Origin of the sequence: Streptosporangium sp. NPDC049248, assembly GCF_040678965.1 — a bacterium.
GTDB lineage: Bacteria > Actinomycetota > Actinomycetes > Streptosporangiales > Streptosporangiaceae > Streptosporangium > Streptosporangium fukuiense.
The window spans coordinates 187297-202906 of record NZ_JBFAQY010000002.1 but is presented as its reverse complement, the minus strand read 5'-3'; the positions used below and the strand labels follow the sequence as shown (position 1 = coordinate 202906).

Here is a 15610-nt window from a genome sequence, read left to right as displayed (position 1 = left end):
CGGATCTTCACCTGCCGGCCGGCTGGACGTCGGAGGCCCGGACGAACATGATCCGGTGTCCGAACTGGATCTGCCGGTAGCGGGTCTCGCCCCTGACGACGCGGTGATCGGCGGGATCGAAGGCGGCCGCCCGCAGGTAGGAGGCGCGGGTCGTCGGGCCGGAACTGTAGACCTGACCGGCGGGTATCGAGTACTGCAGCGGGGTCAGGGCCTGCACGGGGACGCCCACCGGGTAGGCGTGCGCCTTCGGGTAGGCCCTGCCGTACACCCTGATCGGGGCGCGGCCGGGTCTGGGCGTCACCAGGGGGCCTGACGCGGGCAGGGAGGTGGGGGCCTCGGCGGGGTCGCTGAACCACGCCTTCCGGCCGAGGTACCAGATCGCGGTCCAGCCGTCCCTGCGCTCGGCGAGCGCGTACCGCTGGCCGCTGGAGGCGCGGGCGGCGTGGTCGTAGACGCTGTACGTGGAGTCGCCGGTGGGGTGCTTGCCGATATCGGAGACCAGCGGCGCGGTGAGGGAGGGGCGGGTGTGCAGCCAGACCGAGGAGGCGCCCAGGCCGCGGCACCCTCCAGGACAGCCGGTGAAGTTCGGGCTGTTGGTGCCGTAGTCGGGTTTGATCAGCACCGAGCGCGCGGCGTCACCGCCGGAGGCGCGCAGCGGGCTGCCGAGCAGTTCGAAGTAGTGGCTCCAGTCCCAGTACGGGCCGGGGTCGTCGTGCATGCCGCTCACGGTCTCCGGGGTGGTGCCCGGCACGTTGTCGTGTCCCAGGATGTGCGCCCGGTCCAGAGGGACGTCGTACTTGGCCGCGAGGTGGCGTACCAGTCTGGCCGAGGCCCGGTACATCGCCTCGGTGAACCAGGATCCGCCCCTGGCCAGATAGCCCTCGTGTTCCAGGCCGATGGAGCGGGAGTTGACGTACCAGTTTCCGGCGTGCCAGCCGATGTCCCTGGCCCGTAGGTGCTGGGCGATGTGGCCGTCGCTGGAGCGGATGGTGAAGTGCCAGCTCAGGTATTCGGGGTTCCTGACCAGGCGGGTCATCGCGTCGTAGCTCGTCTCGCCGTCGTGGATCACGATGTAGTCGATCTTCCGGGGGCCGTCGGAGCGGTCATGGTTGCCGTAGCCGCCGCCCTTGAGCCGCCGGTAGACGGCGGGGAGCCACTCGCAGGAGACGTTCCTCGGGCAGTCGGGCCCCGCGGTGGTTCCCGCGGTGGTTCCCGCGATGCTTCCCGCGGCGGGAGCCGCCGCGAGGGCCGCCGGCATCACCGTGGGCAGGGGGGAGGGGGCCGAGGCGAGCACAGTGGTGATCTTCGTGGCAGGCTCCGTCGCGGGTTTCACGACGATGTCCGTGACGGGTTCGGGCGTGGGGGTGGGGGTGGGGCCGTGCGCGCGGCGCTGTGCCATCGGAGCGGGCGGTTCGGAGAGTGGTGCCCGCGGCGTGGGGAGGCCCGGCGTCGCGGGCAGTACCACCCGTTCGCCGTCATCGGTCACCCGCGCGGCACCGGCCCGGATCGTCGCGTAGACCTCGTCGGCGAAGGACCGTGCCGCCTCCGTCCCCACGGCGCCCTCCTCCGGTACGCCGGGATAGCGGGCCACCGCGCCGTACCAGCCCGCCGGGCCGGCGTCGGGGCTCCCGCCGGTGCGGCGCCGGTAGTCGGCGAGCAGTGCGGCACCGCCCATGATGTTGGCGGAGGGGTCCTCGCGCAGTCGGCGGAGGGGCAGGCCGGTCAGTTCCGAGGCCCGTCGCAGGGTGTCCCGGGGTGGCGCCGCCGCGGTGGTCGGAAGGGCGATCACGCGTGGCCGGGTCTCGTCGCCGCGCGGGTCCTCGCCGACACCGTGGGGCCGACCCGGCCTGGCCCGGCCGTCGACCAGATGCATCGGGCCGTAACCGGCGGAGACGCTGGGCAGCCCGCGGTGGCCCTCCCAGCGGGACTCCAGGTAGGAGACCGCGAGCAGCACGCTCTCCGGCACCCCGTACGTCCGCGCCGCCTTCGCGAAGGCGGCCTGTCTGCCGGACCGCGCACCCGTCCCCGCCGATGACGACGGGCCGGCGACAGCGCCGGGGGAGGCCGCGGCCGTGGCGGGTGCCGGGCGCTTCCGGGGCCAGGTCGGCCGATCCCCCGGGTACGCCGCCTGTGCCGGGACGGCCGAGACCAGTACGGCGAGAGCGGTGACGACGGTGATCCCCGGCAGACGGCGCATGATGGTTCCTCCCCCTCTGATGGCTACTTAGAGTTATCAGAGATTGCCGATTGTCGCGCGTTGTGGCGGGGTTGCGGCATTGTGGAGATTCTCTGCCCGAAATCGGGCAGAAAACTTGGTGTGCTCTCTCCCGGATGCGTATGGTCCTGCTCTGTGCCCACGACACGGCATCCGTATGAGGATCTGATCACTCACCTGACCCGGACGAGCGCGCTCGGCCCGGGGGAGGCGGCGCGAGTCGTCGCCGATGTGCTGGCCTACTTCTCCGAACCCGTTGAGGATTTCGTCAGGCGGCGTCACGCGGAGCTCAAGGGGAGAGGGCTGGTCAATGACGAGATCTTCCCCAGGCTGATCGCCGAGCTGGCGGTACGCCGTGTCGCCGCACCTGAACTCTCCCTGCGTCAGCTGCGCCGGATTGTCTACGGATAAGGAACGGTTACATGTGTGGAATCGTGGCCTATGTAGGGCCCAAGGACGCGGCACCCATCCTGCTGGAGGGTCTGCAGCGTCTTGAATACCGAGGTTACGACTCGGCCGGGGTGGTGGTCTCCAACAAGGGCCTGAAGATGCGCAAGGTCAAAGGCAGGGTGGCCGACCTGGCGGCGGTCGTGCCCGCGAGGTTCAAGGGTGGGCTGGGCATCGGCCACACCCGCTGGGCCACCCACGGCGCGCCCAGCGACGTCAACGCCCATCCTCATCTGTCCGGTGACGAGCGCATCGCCGTCGTGCACAACGGCATCATCGAGAACGCCGACGAGCTGCGCGCCAAGCTGGAGGCCGACGGCGCGATCTTCCTGTCGGAGACCGACACCGAGGTGCTCTCGCACCTGATCGCTCGTACGGTCAAGGAGTCCGACTCCTTGGAGGAGGCCGTCAGGACGGCGCTCAAGCGGGTCGTCGGCACGTACGGCATCGCGGTGATCGACTCCGAGCGCCCCGGCGAGGTGGTGGTGGCCCGCAACGGGAGCCCGATCGTGCTGGGCATCGGGGAGAAGGAGATGTTCGCCGCCTCCGACGTCGCCGCGCTGGTCCGCTACACCCGCCAGGTGGTCCACCTGGAGGACGGCGAGATCGCCGTGCTCAAGGCGGACGGGTTCAACACCTTCGCCAGCGACGCGCGGGAGACGGCCAAGGAGACGCTGACCGTCGACTGGGAGGCGGGGCACTACGACACGGGCGGTTATGAGCACTACCTGCTCAAGGAGATCTCCGAGCAGCCCGACACCGTGGCCAGGACGCTTCGCGGGCGTCTGGACGACCGCTTCCACATCGCCCACCTGGGCGGCCTCAACATGGACGCGCGGGAGACCCGCTCGTTCCGCCGGGTGAAGATCATCGGCTGTGGTTCCGCGTACTACTCGGGCCAGATCGGTGCGCAGCTCATCGAGGAGCTGGCGCGCATCCCGGCCGACGCGGAGCCGGCCAGCGAGTTCCGCTACCGCAGCCCGGTGGTGGAGGCGGACACCCTGTACGTGGCGATCAGCCAGTCGGGGGAGACCTACGACACCCTCGCCGCCGTCCAGGAGCTCAAGCGCAAGGGCGGCCGGGTGCTCGGCATCGTCAACACCGTGGGCAGCGCGATCGCCCGCGAGTGTGACGGCGGCGTGTACCTGCACGCGGGTCCCGAGGTCTCGGTGGCGAGCACGAAGGCGTTCACCTCGACCGCCGTGGCCTTCGCGCTGCTCGCGCTGCACCTCGGCCGGGTGCGGGACCTGTCTCCCGCCGACGGCCGCCGGATCTGCGAGGGCCTGCGGAGGCTGCCGGACCAGATCAAGGAGATCCTGGCGCTGGAGCCGCAGCTCCAGGAACTGGCGAAGAAGTACGCCGAGGCGCCGAGCATGATGTTCGTGGGCCGGGTCCGAGGATATCCGGTGGCACGCGAGGGCGCACAGAAGCTCAAGGAGATCTCCTACGTGCACGCCGAGGCGTACCCGGCCAGCGAGCTCAAGCACGGGCCGCTGGCGCTGATCGGCCCGGACATGCCGACCGTGGCGATCGTTCCCGACGACGAGCTGCTGGACAAGAACCTCACCACGCTGGGTGAGATCCGCGCCCGGGGCGGCCGGGTGCTCATGGTCGGTCACCGCGCGGTGGACCCCAAGCTGGCCGATGACTGCGTCGTGGTGCCCAGGAACGAGATCGAGCTGGACCCGATCCTGCTGTCGATCCCGCTTCAGCTCTTCGCCTACCACGCCGCCGTGGCGCTGGGGCGGGACGTCGACAAGCCCCGCAACCTGGCCAAGAGCGTCACGGTGGAGTGAGAGGGCTCCCGGGGCGGCCGCCGACGGTGGTCGCCCCGGCCGGGGGCGCGGCGACCCCCGGTCTGTGACAGATAGTGATAAAGCGGTAACCTATGGTATAGGGGGTTCTTGGGGGAAGGGGCGCTTATGCGCCGTAGGAGGTTTTTCGCGCTGGTCGCGGGTGCCGTGGTCGTCGCGGGCTGCGACCTGAACGGCGACTCCGCCGGCTCGGCCGTGGGCCGCCTGAGCATCCTCGAACCCACCGCCGACGGCCACGGCTGGGACGGGATCGCGGGCAGGCTCGCCTCCGTCCTGGTCCTGTCGGGGCTGGCACGCTCCGCCATGGCCGTCGAGCGGCCGGGGCCCCTGGGTTCCGTCCCGCGTGACGCGTTCGGCGCCGTGCGCGGTTCGTTCGCGCGCGAGGGCAGGCTGCTCGTCGCCGCGATGCCGATGGTGACGGCCGCGGAGATCGCCAACACCGCCGCGGTGGTGGACGCCGCCACCCCCCTCGCCCGCCTGGTCGGCGACTGGACGGTCCTGGTCGTCCCCTCGGACTCCCGGCTGCGCACCTTCGAGGACTTCGCCGCGGAGCTGCGCCGCACCCCGGCGGCGCTGACGGTCGGCGGCCGGCCGGAGGGCGGTTCCGACCACGTGCTCTACGGCATGATCGGCAAGTGCCTCGGGGTGGACACCCGGTTGCTGGAGTACGCGGGGTTCCACGGTGCCGAGGACGCGGCCGAGGCGCTCCAGGTCGGACGGGTCGCGGCCCTGCTGGGGTCGGCCCGCGCCCTGCGACCCGAGATCGCCGCGGGCCGCCTGCGTCCCCTGGTGGTCTCCTCGGGCAGCCGGCTCGACGGGATCGACGCGCCGACGCTCCTGGAGGTCGAGGTCCGGCTGGAGTACAGCGACTGGTGCGGCCTGCTGGGACCCAAGGGCATGGGCCAGGCGGACCGGGACGCCGCGATCGCCCTGTGTGACAGGATCGACGCCGCGCCGCGCTGGCGCGCCCTGTGCGCGGCCAATGGATGGAGCCGGGTCTACCTCAGCGGTGACGACTTCCGTCAGTGGCTCTTCACCGAGACGGCCCGCACCCGCGGGGTGCTCCACGAGCTCGGACTGCTGAAGTCTTCCGACACAACTTGTTGGGGTAGTTGCGTCAGACGCCCCTAGATGTAGGATCCTGCTCGTTGCTGGTTCGCCCCGGGAGGGGCGAGGCAAGAGGGAACCCGGTGAGATTCCGGGACTGCCCCGCAGCGGTGAACGGGAACGAAAGCCGTCATGTGAGCACTGGGTGAGCCATGCCCGGGAAGCGACGGCCGGTAGGCACGCGCAGGGCGCCCGTGAGTCCGAAGACCTGCCGGTGACGTGATTGTCCAGGGCCTCGTGGGAGGGCCCGCGGAACGAGGCGGTCCGGCGTGTCCGGGATCGCTCGCGGACGCGTGCCCCTCCGGCGGAGCCACAGGGGGAAGTTCGAGCGAGCGAGGGACACCACGTGACACAGGTATTGGCGGAGACGGCGGCGGAGAGCGCGGGGAACGCGCCGGTCGATCGCAGGCAGGCCATCGACGAGGCCGCCGCCCGAGTGATCACCGACCCCGAGAACTCCAAAGTCGCCGCCGCGCTGCTGGCCGAGCTGATCGCCGACGAGGCCGCCGAGCACGGCGTCCGCGACTTCTCCGAGTCGGTCGCCGCGACGCACGAGGCGGGGTTGATCGCCGACGGGCTCGCGGAGTTCGTGGCCGCCCACGCCGGGGTCCTGGACGCGCTCATCGAGCCGGACGCCGACGCCAGATTCGAGTACTTCGGGCTGCGTACCGTCTACGACCGCTACCTGCTGCGTCACCCGCGCACCCGCAAGGTGCTGGAGCGCCCGCAGCACTTCTTCCTCCGGGTGGCCTGCGGCCTGTCCGAGACCGTCGAGGAGGCCGCCGAGCTGTACGCGCTCATGGCCACCCTGTCCTACCTGCCCAGCTCGCCCACGCTGTTCAACTCCGGCTCGCGCAGACCCCAGCTCTCCTCGTGCTTCCTGCTCGACTCGCCCCGCGACGAGCTGGAGGCCATCTACGAGCGCTACGGGCAGGTCGCGCGGCTGTCGAAGTACGCCGGGGGCATCGGGATCGCCTGGAGCCGGATCCGCTCGCGGGGCTCGCTGATCCGCGGTACCAACGGCCATTCCAACGGCATCGTGCCCTGGCTGCGCACCCTGGACGCGAGCGTCGCCGCGGTCAACCAGGGCGGCCGCCGCAAGGGCGCGGCCTGCGTCTACCTGGAGCCCTGGCACGCCGACGTCGAGGAGTTCCTCGAACTGCGCGACAACACCGGCGAGGAGGCCCGCCGCACGCACAACCTGAACCTGGCCAACTGGATCCCCGACGAGTTCATGCGCCGGGTCGAGGCCGACGGCGTGTGGTCGCTGTTCGACCCCAAGGAGGTCCCGCACCTCACCGACCTGTACGGCGCCGCGTTCGACGACGCCTACCGGGCCGCCGAGGCCGAGGGCCGGTTCACCGCGCAGCTCCCCGCCCGCACCCTGTACGGCCGGATGATGCGCACGCTCGCGCAGACCGGCAACGGCTGGATGACCTTCAAGGACGCGGCCAACCGGACCTCCAACCAGACGGCCAGGCCCCAGAACGTCATCCATCTGTCGAACCTCTGCACCGAGATCCTTGAGGTCACCAGCGACGCCGAGACCGCGGTCTGCAACCTCGGCTCGATCAACCTGGCCGCCCACCTGTCTCCGGGCTCCGAAGAGGGGATCGACTGGGCGCGGCTGCGTGCGACGGTCCGCACCGCCGTGCGGTTTCTCGACCGCACCATCGACCTGGGCTTCTACCCGACCCCCGAGGCGAGGGCCGCCAACCAGAAGTGGCGTCCGATCGGGCTCGGCCTGATGGGCCTGGCCGACGTGCTGTTCGCGCTGCGGCTGCCCTTCGACTCGCCGCGCGCGCTGGAGCTGTCCACCCGGATCTCCGAGGAGATCGCGCTCGCCGCCTACCGGACCTCCTCGGACCTGGCCGTCGAGCGTGGCCGCCATCCCTCGTACGAGGAGACCAGGGCCGCCGCCGGGGTGCTCCACCCCGACCACTACGGGGCCGCGACGTCGGCCGCGTGGACGGAGCTTCGGGAGCGGATCGCCGGAACGGGGCTGCGTAACTCGCTGATGATCGCGATCGCGCCCACGGCCACGATCGCCTCCATCGCCGGTTGCTACGAGTGCATCGAGCCGCAGGTCTCCAACATCTTCAAGCGCGAGACCCTCTCGGGTGAGTTCCTCCAGGTCAACCGCTATCTCGTCGCCGACCTGCGGGCCCGGGGGCTGTGGACCTCGCGGATCCGTGACGCGATCAAGCGCGCCGACGGCTCCGTCCAGGACATTCCCGAGATCCCCGCCGACCTGAGGCTGCTCTACCGGACCGCCTGGGAGCTGCCGCAGAAGGCGCTGATCGACCTGGCCGCCGCGCGCACCCCGTACATCGACCAGTCGCAGTCGCTGAACCTGTTCATGGCCACGCCGACCATCGGCAAGCTCTCCTCGATGTACGCCTACGCCTGGAAGGCGGGCCTGAAGACCACCTACTACCTGCGCTCGCGCCCGGCCACCCGGATCGCGCAGGCCACCGTGGCGGCACCGGCGGCCGGGGAGGTCCCCGTCCTCGACCCCGAGGCCGTCGCCTGCTCCCTGGAGAACCCCGAGTACTGCGACGCCTGCCAGTAGACCTGCCGGCGGCCCGTCCAAGGGCACCCCGTCCCTCCCAGCCACCCCTCGGCCACCCCGAAAGGCGTTCTCCCGATGTTGCTCGACCCCGGCATGGATCTCACCCTGCGGCCGATGCGCTACCCCGAGTTCTACGAGCGCTACCGGGCCGCGATCCGCAACACCTGGACCGTCGAGGAGGTGGATCTCGCCTCCGACCTGGCGGACCTGGCGAGGATGACCTCCGATGAGCGTCACCTGATCAACCGCCTCGTGGCGTTCTTCGCCACCGGCGACTCGATCGTGGCCAACAACCTCGTCCTCAACCTCTACCAGCACCTCAACGCCCCCGAGGCGCGCCTCTATCTCAGCAGGCAGCTGTTCGAGGAGGCGGTGCACGTCCAGTTCTACCTGACCCTGCTGGACACCTACCTGCCCGACCCCGACGAGCGGGTCAAGGCGTTCGCCGCGGTCGAGCACATCCCCTCGATCCGTGACAAGGCGGAGTTCTGCTTCCGATGGATCGACTCGCTCGGAGGGCTGGCCCGGCTGGAGACCAGGGAGGACCGGCGGGCGTTCCTGCTCAACCTGATCTGCTTCGCGGCGTGCATCGAGGGCCTGTTCTTCTACGGGGCCTTCGCCTACGTCTACTGGTTCCGCTCCAGGGGGCTGCTCAGCGGCCTGGCCACCGGGACGAACTGGGTCTTCCGTGACGAGTCCATGCACATGGAGTTCGCCTTCGGCGTCGTGGAGACCGTACGGGCCGAGGAGCCCGAGCTGTTCGACGACAAACTCACCGAGCAGGTCACCCGGATGATCGAGGAGGCGGTGGCGGCCGAGCTGGCCTTCGCGGCCGACCTGTGCGGCGACGGCCTGCAGGGAATGGGGGTGGAGCAGATGCGGCGCTACCTTGAGTACGTGGCCGACCAGCGGCTGGTCAGGCTCCAGATGCCCGTCCGGTACGGTACGGCCAACCCGTTCGCGTTCATGGAGTTGCAGGACGTGCAGGAGCTGGCCAACTTCTTCGAGCGGCGGGTTTCTGCCTACCAGATAGCCGTCGAGGGGAATGTCACCTTCGACGAGTCCTTCTGATTGGCTGATGGTCCGGGGAAGAGAGCGACGAGGGGAAGTCGTCAGTGTCCAGCTGGATCATCATGGTCGTTTCCGTGGCCGCCGCGATCGTGGCGGTGGAGGCGGTGCGGAGGGTACTGCGCTCACGGCTGATCGGCGAGAAGTGGGCGCTCGCCGGTCCGGTCGTGAGCCGCTGCACCTGGCCGGGGTTCGCCACGGCCGCCGTGGCGACCGCCTACACCGTCTACGAGCCGGGCATGGCGGAGGGCTCGGTCAGCCAGGTGATCGACCGCGGCCTCAGCGTGGCGATGATCGGGTGCGCCACCTGGCTGGTCATCCAGGCCGCCTACGCCGTCACCGACGTGGTCCTGGACCGCCTGGTCACCGTCCAGGGCGAGGGCAACCGCAAGGCCCGGCGTATCCGCACCCAGATCACCCTGGTCCGCAGGGTGGCCTCGGCGGTGATCATCGTGGTGGCGCTGGGTGCGATGCTCTTCACCTTTCCGCAGGTACGGGCGCTCGGCGCCGGACTGCTGGCCTCGGCCGGGATCGCCGGCGTCGTCGTCGGCATCGCCGCCCAGTCGACACTCGGCAACCTGCTCGCCGGACTCCAGTTGGCCTTCAGTGACGCGCTCCGCCTGGACGACGTCGTCGTGGTGCGGGGCGAGTGGGGCCGCATCGAGGAGCTCAGCCTGACCTACGTGGTGCTGCGGCTGTGGGACGAGCGCCGGCTGGTCCTGCCGGTCTCCTACTTCACCGCCAACCCGTTCGAGAACTGGACCCGGCACAGCAGCAGGGTGATCGGCCACGTGTTCATCCGGGTCGACTGGTCGGTGCCGGTCGAGGAACTGCGCGCCGAGCTCTACCGCGCCCTGCGCGCGCACCCGCTGTGGGACCAGAAGGACTGGACCCTCCAGGTCACCGACACCCTTCCCAACGGGCTGCTGGAGTTGCGCGCCCTGATGAGCGCCGCCGACTCCGCCAGCGCCTGGGATCTCAAGTGCGACATCCGTGAGCATCTGGTGGCCTTCGTCCGCGAGAGGTACCCCCAGGCCCTGCCCCGCTTCCGGGTCGAGAATCCGCTCGTGCCCGCCACCCTTCCCGGGGCACTCACCGGCCTGACGGCGCCGGCGGCGAGGCGTTCCGGCGATGAGGACGGCGATCGGCCGGTTCCGTCCTGAGGCGACCGGTTCCCTGAGCCGGCCGGGCCGGGGGTGCGACATGGAGACGTCTCGGATGCCGCGGTCGCGGCCGCACCCGCCGCGGCCGTTCGGGCACGGTGCCGCGCAGGATTGCTCACTTCAGAGGCAAATGATGCTGAACATGCGGTTTCTCATGATTTGGGGTGGTCTGATGACAAGGTCATAAGACGTACCGGGAGAATCTATCCCGTGCAGATCTCCGAAGGCTTTGAACTGTCCGTTGACCGGTATGTCGCCACATTGAGGATCAACCGTCCAGAGAAGCGCAACGCGCTGAGCGCGGCCATGTGGCGGGCTCTGCCCACGCTGCTCGCGCCGCTGGCGGACGATCCGGCCGTGCGGGTGCTGGTGCTCACCGGGGCGGCGGGTACCTTCTGCTCCGGGGCCGACATCTCGGAGCTCGCCGAACTCGCCGGCAACGGCGACGAGAGCGGCGATGACACGGGGGCGACGGTCGCCGCGGAGCGGGCGCTGGCGGAGTTCCCCAAACCGGTGATCGCGATGATCGAGGGCTTCTGCGTGGGCGGCGGCTGCCAGCTCGCCCTCGCCTGTGACCTGCGCCTGGCCGCCGAGGGAGCCCGTTTCGGCATCACCCCCGCCAAGCTCGGCATCGTCTACCCGCCGAGCTCCACCCGCCGCCTCACCGCCGCCGTCGGCCCGTCCACCGCCAAGTTCCTGCTCTTCTCCGCGGAGCTCATCGGTGCCGACCGGGCCCTGCGCACCGGCCTGGTGGACGAGGTCCTGCCGGAAGGGGAGCTGTCCGAGCGCGTGTACGGCCTCGCCCGCACCCTGGCCGGCCGCTCCCAGCTGACCGTGGCCGCCGCGAAGGAGATCGTGGACGGCCGCGCCGACGAGGCGCGCTTCCTGCTGTGGCAGAAGGAGGCGCGCGAGGAGGTCACCGAGGGCGTCGCGGCCTTCCTCGAACGTCGCCCGCCCCGCTTCACCTGGACCGGGGGTGCCGCGGTCAGTCGGACATGACCTCGTAGAGGTTGCCCGTCTCGTCCGTGAAGAACAGGCCGCGCGGGCGAAGTGGATGGTCGATCCGCCCGTTGTCGTGGTGGGCGGGGTGGTTGCCGTACGGCACGCCTCGGTCCTTGAGACGGGCGAGGATCCCGTCGAAGGTGGCCGGGTCGACGTCGAAGGCCAGGTGGTGCCCTTCGGGGTCTTCCACGGTCATGAAGTCGAGGGTGAGGGACTCGTTCACCCGGACCGGGGCGAAGTGGGCGTGTGCTCCGGCGAGTGGCAGGCACTCCAGGTTCATGATGCCCGCGAAGAAGTCGGCCGCCCCCTGGTTGTCGAGCGCGGGCACGATGGTGTGGTTCAAAGTGATCGTCACTGCCGGGCCTTTCGGTGGAGTCTTCTGAGATCGTTCGAGGACGGGTGCGGTCAGGCGAGATCGGGGCGGGCAGGGGAGACGGCCGCCGGGCAGCCGGTAGGCCGCGATGCCCTCCTCCGGTCGTGACGCTCCGAGGCGGCGGGCCCGGGTGTCGGTGAGCCTGTGCGGCCCACGGAGAGTCAGCTCAGGGCACCGTGGACGAACACGTCGACGAGGTCGGCGCTCGGCTCGGGGGCGCCCTCCGGCCGGCGGGTGCTGGAGAACACCATGGCGAGGAAGAGCGCGGCCAGGCGTTCCGGGGGCAGCCGGAGGGAGTCGCGGTCGGGCTCGAACAGCTCGGCCAGCGCCGTGCGGGTCTCCCGGAACGAGGACTCCCGGTCAAGCCGGGCCGCCTCCTCGCGCTCCGGTGACGGATCTCCCTCCCGGTCCGGGGCGGGCGTTCCGGCCGCCTGCTCCGGCGCAGAGGGCGCCCCCGCGGGGTCCCGGGACGTCGACTCGGGACCCCGCGGGGGAAGGCGCACGCCGGAGCGGTCGCGGGAGCGGCGCCCGGAGGCGTGCAGGGCGGCGATGACGGTGCCGACCCGGGCCATGTGCGCCCGCATCGCGTCGGCGGCCTCGACGAGACGCCCGGTCACTGAACGTCGGCATCCTCGCGATAGCCCCTGGCCTGCACCTCGAACAGCTGGGAGTAGCCTCCGCCCGCGGCCATGAGGTCGTCATGCGTTCCCTGTTCGACGATCCGCCCGTCGCCGAGTACGACGATCAGATCCGCGTCGCGGACGGAACCGAGCCGGTGCGACACGAGCAGGCTGGTGCGCCCCATGCGATGCTCGCGCAGCCGCCGGTGCATCTCGTACTCGGCCCGCGCGTCCAGACCCGAGCTGGGTTCGTCGAGGATGAGCAGGTCGCGCCGCTCGCGCACCATCGTGCGGGCCAGGGTCAGACGCTGCCACTGGCCTCCGGAGAGCAGCACCCCGGTCTGCGTGTCCTCCTCCTCGTCCCCGAAGAAGAGCAGCGTGTCGTAGCCCCGGGGCAGTGCCTCGACGATGTCGTGGACGTCCGCCATCCTGGCATCGGCCGCGATACCTTTCCGCTGCCGACCCGGGGAAGGGCCGATCCGTTCCGGGAAAACGATCTCCACTGCGGTGGGACTTGTCAACCTGCGGTTCCGGTGCGGTCCAGGTGCGGTGAAGCCGCCGGCGGCCGGTGACGGTCTGTGGAGCTCCCGAGGCTGGGGGATGGGCGATGGCCGGCGCCCGGCGCAGTCGCCTCACGTCCCGGCCCGGCCGTCAACGTCGGCTGAACCGGGCGGGGCCGGATCAGCGTTCGACGATCTCGTTCTTGCCGATGACGACGACGCCGCCCCTGGTCACCGCGAACCGGCTGCGGTCGTACTCGAGGTCGAAGCCGATCCTGGCACCGTCCGGGATGATCACGTTCTTGTCGATGATGGCCTTGCGGACGATGGCGCCCCGGCCCACCTTCACGTTGCCCATCAGGACCGAGTCCTCGACCTGGGAGTGGGAGTGCAGCACCACGCCGGGGGAGAGGATCGAGCGCTCCGCCAGCCCACCGGAGACGATCACGCCGGAGGAGACCAGCGAGTCGATCGCCCGGCCCACCCGGTCGCCCTCGTTGTGCACGAACTTGGCCGGGGGGAGCGGATCGTGGCCGGTGTAGATGGGCCAGTGGCTGTTGTAGAGATTGAAGACCGGATGCGCGGAGATGAGGTCCATGTGGGCCTCGTAGTAGGCGTCGAGCGTTCCGACGTCCCTCCAGTAGCCCCGATCGCGCTCGGTGGAGCCGGGCACGACGTTGTCGGCGAAGTCGTAGACCTCCGCGCTGCCCGACTTCACCATCATCGGGATGATGTTGCCGCCCAGGTCGTGCTTGCTCGTCGGGTCGAGTGCGTCCTCCCTGAGCGCGTCGATCATCGCCTGGGTCTTGAAGACGTAGTTGCCCATCGACGCGTAGATCTGGTCGGGCGCGTCCGCCAGGCCCACCGCGTCCTTCGGCTTCTCGCGGAACGCGACGATCCGCCGCCCCGCCGGATCCGCCTCGATGACCCCGAACTGGTCGGCGAGGGAGATCGGCTGCCGGATCGCGGCCACGGTCACGTCGGCTCCGGTCTCGATGTGCTGCGCCACCATCTGCCGCGGGTCCATGCGGTAGATGTGGTCGGCGCCGAACACGATGACGTGGTCCGGCATCTCGTCGTAGATCAGGTTCAGGTTCTGGAACAGCGCGTCGGCGGAGCCGGAGAACCAGTGCGGCCCGAGACGCTGCTGGGCGGGGACCGGGGTGACGTAGTTGCCGAGCATCGCCGACAGGCGCCAGGTCCGGGAGATGTGCCGGTCGAGACTGTGGTTCTTGTACTGCGTCAGCACGACGATCTGGAGGTAGTGGCCGTTGGCCAGGTTGGACAGCACGAAGTCGACGAGCCTGTATATCCCTCCGAAAGGCACCGCGGGCTTCGCCCGGTCAGCTGTCAGAGGCATGAGCCTCTTGCCTTCTCCGCCGGCGAGCACGATCGCGAGGACTCTCATAGGTGGACCCTAACCTGATGAACAGGGATGAAACACTAGGCTGATCGTATGCGAGTGGATCTGCTGACCCGTGAATATCCCCCCGACGTGTACGGAGGTGCGGGAGTCCACGTCGAGTACCTCGCCCGGGAGCTGCGCAGGCTCGCCGACACCCGGGTCCGTTGCTTCGGAGCGGCACGGCAGGAGGAGGGCGTCGCGGCCTACCGGGTGCCCGGCGGCCTGGAGGCGGCCAACGCCGCGCTCCAGGTGCTCGGCGTCGACCTGGAGATGGCCGCCGGATGCGAGGGCGCGGACCTGGTCCACAGCCACACCTGGTACGCCAACTTCGCCGGTCACGTGGCCAAGATGCTGTACGGAACGCCCCACGTGGTCACCACGCACAGCCTGGAACCGCTGCGGCCGTGGAAGGCCGAGCAACTGGGCGGCGGTTACACGCTGTCGTCGTGGGCCGAGCGCGGCGCGCTGGCCGGCGCCGACGCGATCATCGCGGTCTCGGAGGGGATGCGCCGCGACGTGCTGGCGAGTTACCCCGAGATCCCGCCGGAGCGGGTCACGGTGATCCACAACGGGATCGACACCGCGGAGTACGCCCCCGACCGCGGCACCGGCGCCCTGGTCCGGCACGGCATCGACCCGAGCCGGCCGTACGTCGTCTTCGTCGGGCGCATCACCCGGCAGAAGGGCCTCGTCCACCTGCTCCACGCGGCGCGTGACTTCGACCCCGACGCCCAGCTGGTGCTGTGCGCGGGCGCGCCCGACACTCCGGAGATCGCCGCCGAGGTGACCGGGCTGGTGCGCGGGCTCGATCGTGAGGGGGTCGTCTGGATCTCGGAGATGCTGCCCCGCCCCGAGGTGATCCAGATTCTCACCCACGCGACGGTGTTCGTCTGCCCCTCGGTCTACGAGCCGATGGGCATCGTCAACCTGGAGGCCATGGCCTGCGAGACCGCGGTCGTGGCCACCGCCACCGGTGGCATCCCCGAGGTGGTGGCCGACGGCTCCACCGGCCTGCTGGTCCCGATCGACCAGGCGGCCGACGGCACCCCGCACGACCCCGGTGTCTTCGCCGCCGACCTCGCCGAGCGGGTCAACCGGCTGCTGGCCGACCCGGCCCTCGCGGCCCGGATGGGCGAGGCCGGGCGCCTGCGCGCGGTGGAGCACTTCTCCTGGGAGCGCATCGCCGAGCGGACCATGGAGCTCTACCGGCAGGTCGCGGACGGCCGGACGCCGGCCTCCGCCGGAGGGTGAGGGATTCCCTAGTGCTGTGACCGGAAAGGTTCACCGGGTTGCTGCTCGTGGGGCAGCAACCCGGTGAACGTAT

At 70.4% G+C, this 15610-nt stretch carries 13 protein-coding genes and 1 riboswitch; of the genes, 8 read left to right on the top strand and 5 right to left on the bottom strand.

The genetic code is table 11. The features are described from left to right. Positions 1-7: 7 nt before the first annotated feature. On the bottom strand, positions 8-2197 hold the full coding sequence (locus tag AB0K21_RS04855) for a peptidoglycan recognition family protein (RefSeq protein WP_364147872.1): 2190 nt from the start codon (positions 2195-2197) through the stop codon (positions 8-10). Positions 2198-2350: 153 nt separating this feature from the next. On the opposite strand from AB0K21_RS04855, the gene AB0K21_RS04850 reads away from it, so the two are divergent. The 7 genes from AB0K21_RS04850 (at position 2351) to AB0K21_RS04820 (ending at position 11385) form a co-directional block, all read left to right on the top strand. After that, on the top strand, positions 2351-2626 hold the full coding sequence (locus tag AB0K21_RS04850) for a hypothetical protein (RefSeq protein WP_343967793.1): 276 nt from the start codon (positions 2351-2353) through the stop codon (positions 2624-2626). A gap of 11 nt (positions 2627-2637) precedes the next feature. Next, positions 2638-4458, top strand: a complete 1821-nt coding sequence (glmS, locus tag AB0K21_RS04845) for a glutamine--fructose-6-phosphate transaminase (isomerizing) (RefSeq protein WP_364147869.1) — start codon at positions 2638-2640, stop codon at positions 4456-4458. A 126-nt stretch (positions 4459-4584) separates the two neighbouring features. Then, positions 4585-5607, top strand: coding sequence for a tripartite tricarboxylate transporter substrate-binding protein (locus AB0K21_RS04840; RefSeq protein ID WP_364147867.1), 1023 nt, complete (start codon positions 4585-4587; stop codon positions 5605-5607). A gap of 4 nt (positions 5608-5611) precedes the next feature. After that, a riboswitch (cobalamin riboswitch) is annotated at positions 5612-5814 on the top strand. A gap of 115 nt (positions 5815-5929) precedes the next feature. Next, complete coding sequence (locus AB0K21_RS04835) at positions 5930-8155, top strand: ribonucleoside-diphosphate reductase subunit alpha (protein ID WP_364147864.1); 2226 nt, start codon at positions 5930-5932, stop codon at positions 8153-8155. Positions 8156-8230: 75 nt separating this feature from the next. Continuing rightward, entirely contained in the window at positions 8231-9226 is a 996-nt protein-coding gene (locus tag AB0K21_RS04830; RefSeq protein ID WP_364147861.1) for a ribonucleotide-diphosphate reductase subunit beta, read from the top strand. A 44-nt stretch (positions 9227-9270) separates the two neighbouring features. Continuing rightward, positions 9271-10386, top strand: coding sequence for a mechanosensitive ion channel domain-containing protein (locus AB0K21_RS04825; RefSeq protein ID WP_343967780.1), 1116 nt, complete (start codon positions 9271-9273; stop codon positions 10384-10386). 210 nt (positions 10387-10596) lie between these two features. After that, a complete protein-coding gene (locus AB0K21_RS04820) occupies positions 10597-11385 on the top strand; it encodes an enoyl-CoA hydratase/isomerase family protein (protein WP_343967778.1) in 789 nt (262 codons plus the stop codon). Here the strand turns inward: AB0K21_RS04820 and AB0K21_RS04815 are convergent. The 4 genes from AB0K21_RS04815 to glgC form a co-directional block, all read right to left on the bottom strand. After that, positions 11372-11743, bottom strand: coding sequence for a VOC family protein (locus AB0K21_RS04815; protein ID WP_364147856.1), 372 nt, complete (start codon positions 11741-11743; stop codon positions 11372-11374). The two genes, AB0K21_RS04820 and AB0K21_RS04815, sit on opposite strands and share 14 nt — an antisense overlap. A 179-nt stretch (positions 11744-11922) precedes the next feature. Next, a complete protein-coding gene (locus tag AB0K21_RS04810) occupies positions 11923-12378 on the bottom strand; it encodes a hypothetical protein (RefSeq protein ID WP_343967774.1) in 456 nt (151 codons plus the stop codon). Further along, positions 12375-12809, bottom strand: coding sequence for an ATP-binding cassette domain-containing protein (locus AB0K21_RS04805; protein ID WP_364147853.1), 435 nt, complete (start codon positions 12807-12809; stop codon positions 12375-12377). The genes AB0K21_RS04810 and AB0K21_RS04805 overlap by 4 nt, the downstream gene beginning before the upstream one ends. A 253-nt stretch (positions 12810-13062) precedes the next feature. Then, positions 13063-14289: a glucose-1-phosphate adenylyltransferase gene (glgC, locus tag AB0K21_RS04800; protein WP_343967770.1), complete on the bottom strand. Its 1227-nt coding sequence runs from the start codon at positions 14287-14289 to the stop codon at positions 13063-13065. A gap of 48 nt (positions 14290-14337) precedes the next feature. On the opposite strand from glgC, the gene glgA reads away from it, so the two are divergent. Continuing rightward, positions 14338-15537, top strand: coding sequence for a glycogen synthase (glgA, locus tag AB0K21_RS04795; protein WP_343967768.1), 1200 nt, complete (start codon positions 14338-14340; stop codon positions 15535-15537). Positions 15538-15610 lie beyond the last annotated feature (73 nt).

Excerpts from the sequence above, each read along its gene's own strand:
- AB0K21_RS04855 (WP_364147872.1), bottom strand. The coding sequence starts at position 2,197 with ATGCGCCGTCTGCCGGGGATCACCGTCGTCACCGCTCTCGCCGTACTG.
- glmS (WP_364147869.1), top strand. The coding sequence starts at position 2,638 with ATGTGTGGAATCGTGGCCTATGTAGGGCCCAAGGACGCGGCACCCATC.
- AB0K21_RS04840 (WP_364147867.1), top strand. The coding sequence starts at position 4,585 with ATGCGCCGTAGGAGGTTTTTCGCGCTGGTCGCGGGTGCCGTGGTCGTC.
- AB0K21_RS04830 (WP_364147861.1), top strand. The coding sequence starts at position 8,231 with ATGTTGCTCGACCCCGGCATGGATCTCACCCTGCGGCCGATGCGCTAC.
- AB0K21_RS04805 (WP_364147853.1), bottom strand. The coding sequence starts at position 12,809 with ATGGCGGACGTCCACGACATCGTCGAGGCACTGCCCCGGGGCTACGAC.
- glgC (WP_343967770.1), bottom strand. The coding sequence starts at position 14,289 with ATGAGAGTCCTCGCGATCGTGCTCGCCGGCGGAGAAGGCAAGAGGCTC.
- glgA (WP_343967768.1), top strand. The coding sequence starts at position 14,338 with ATGCGAGTGGATCTGCTGACCCGTGAATATCCCCCCGACGTGTACGGA.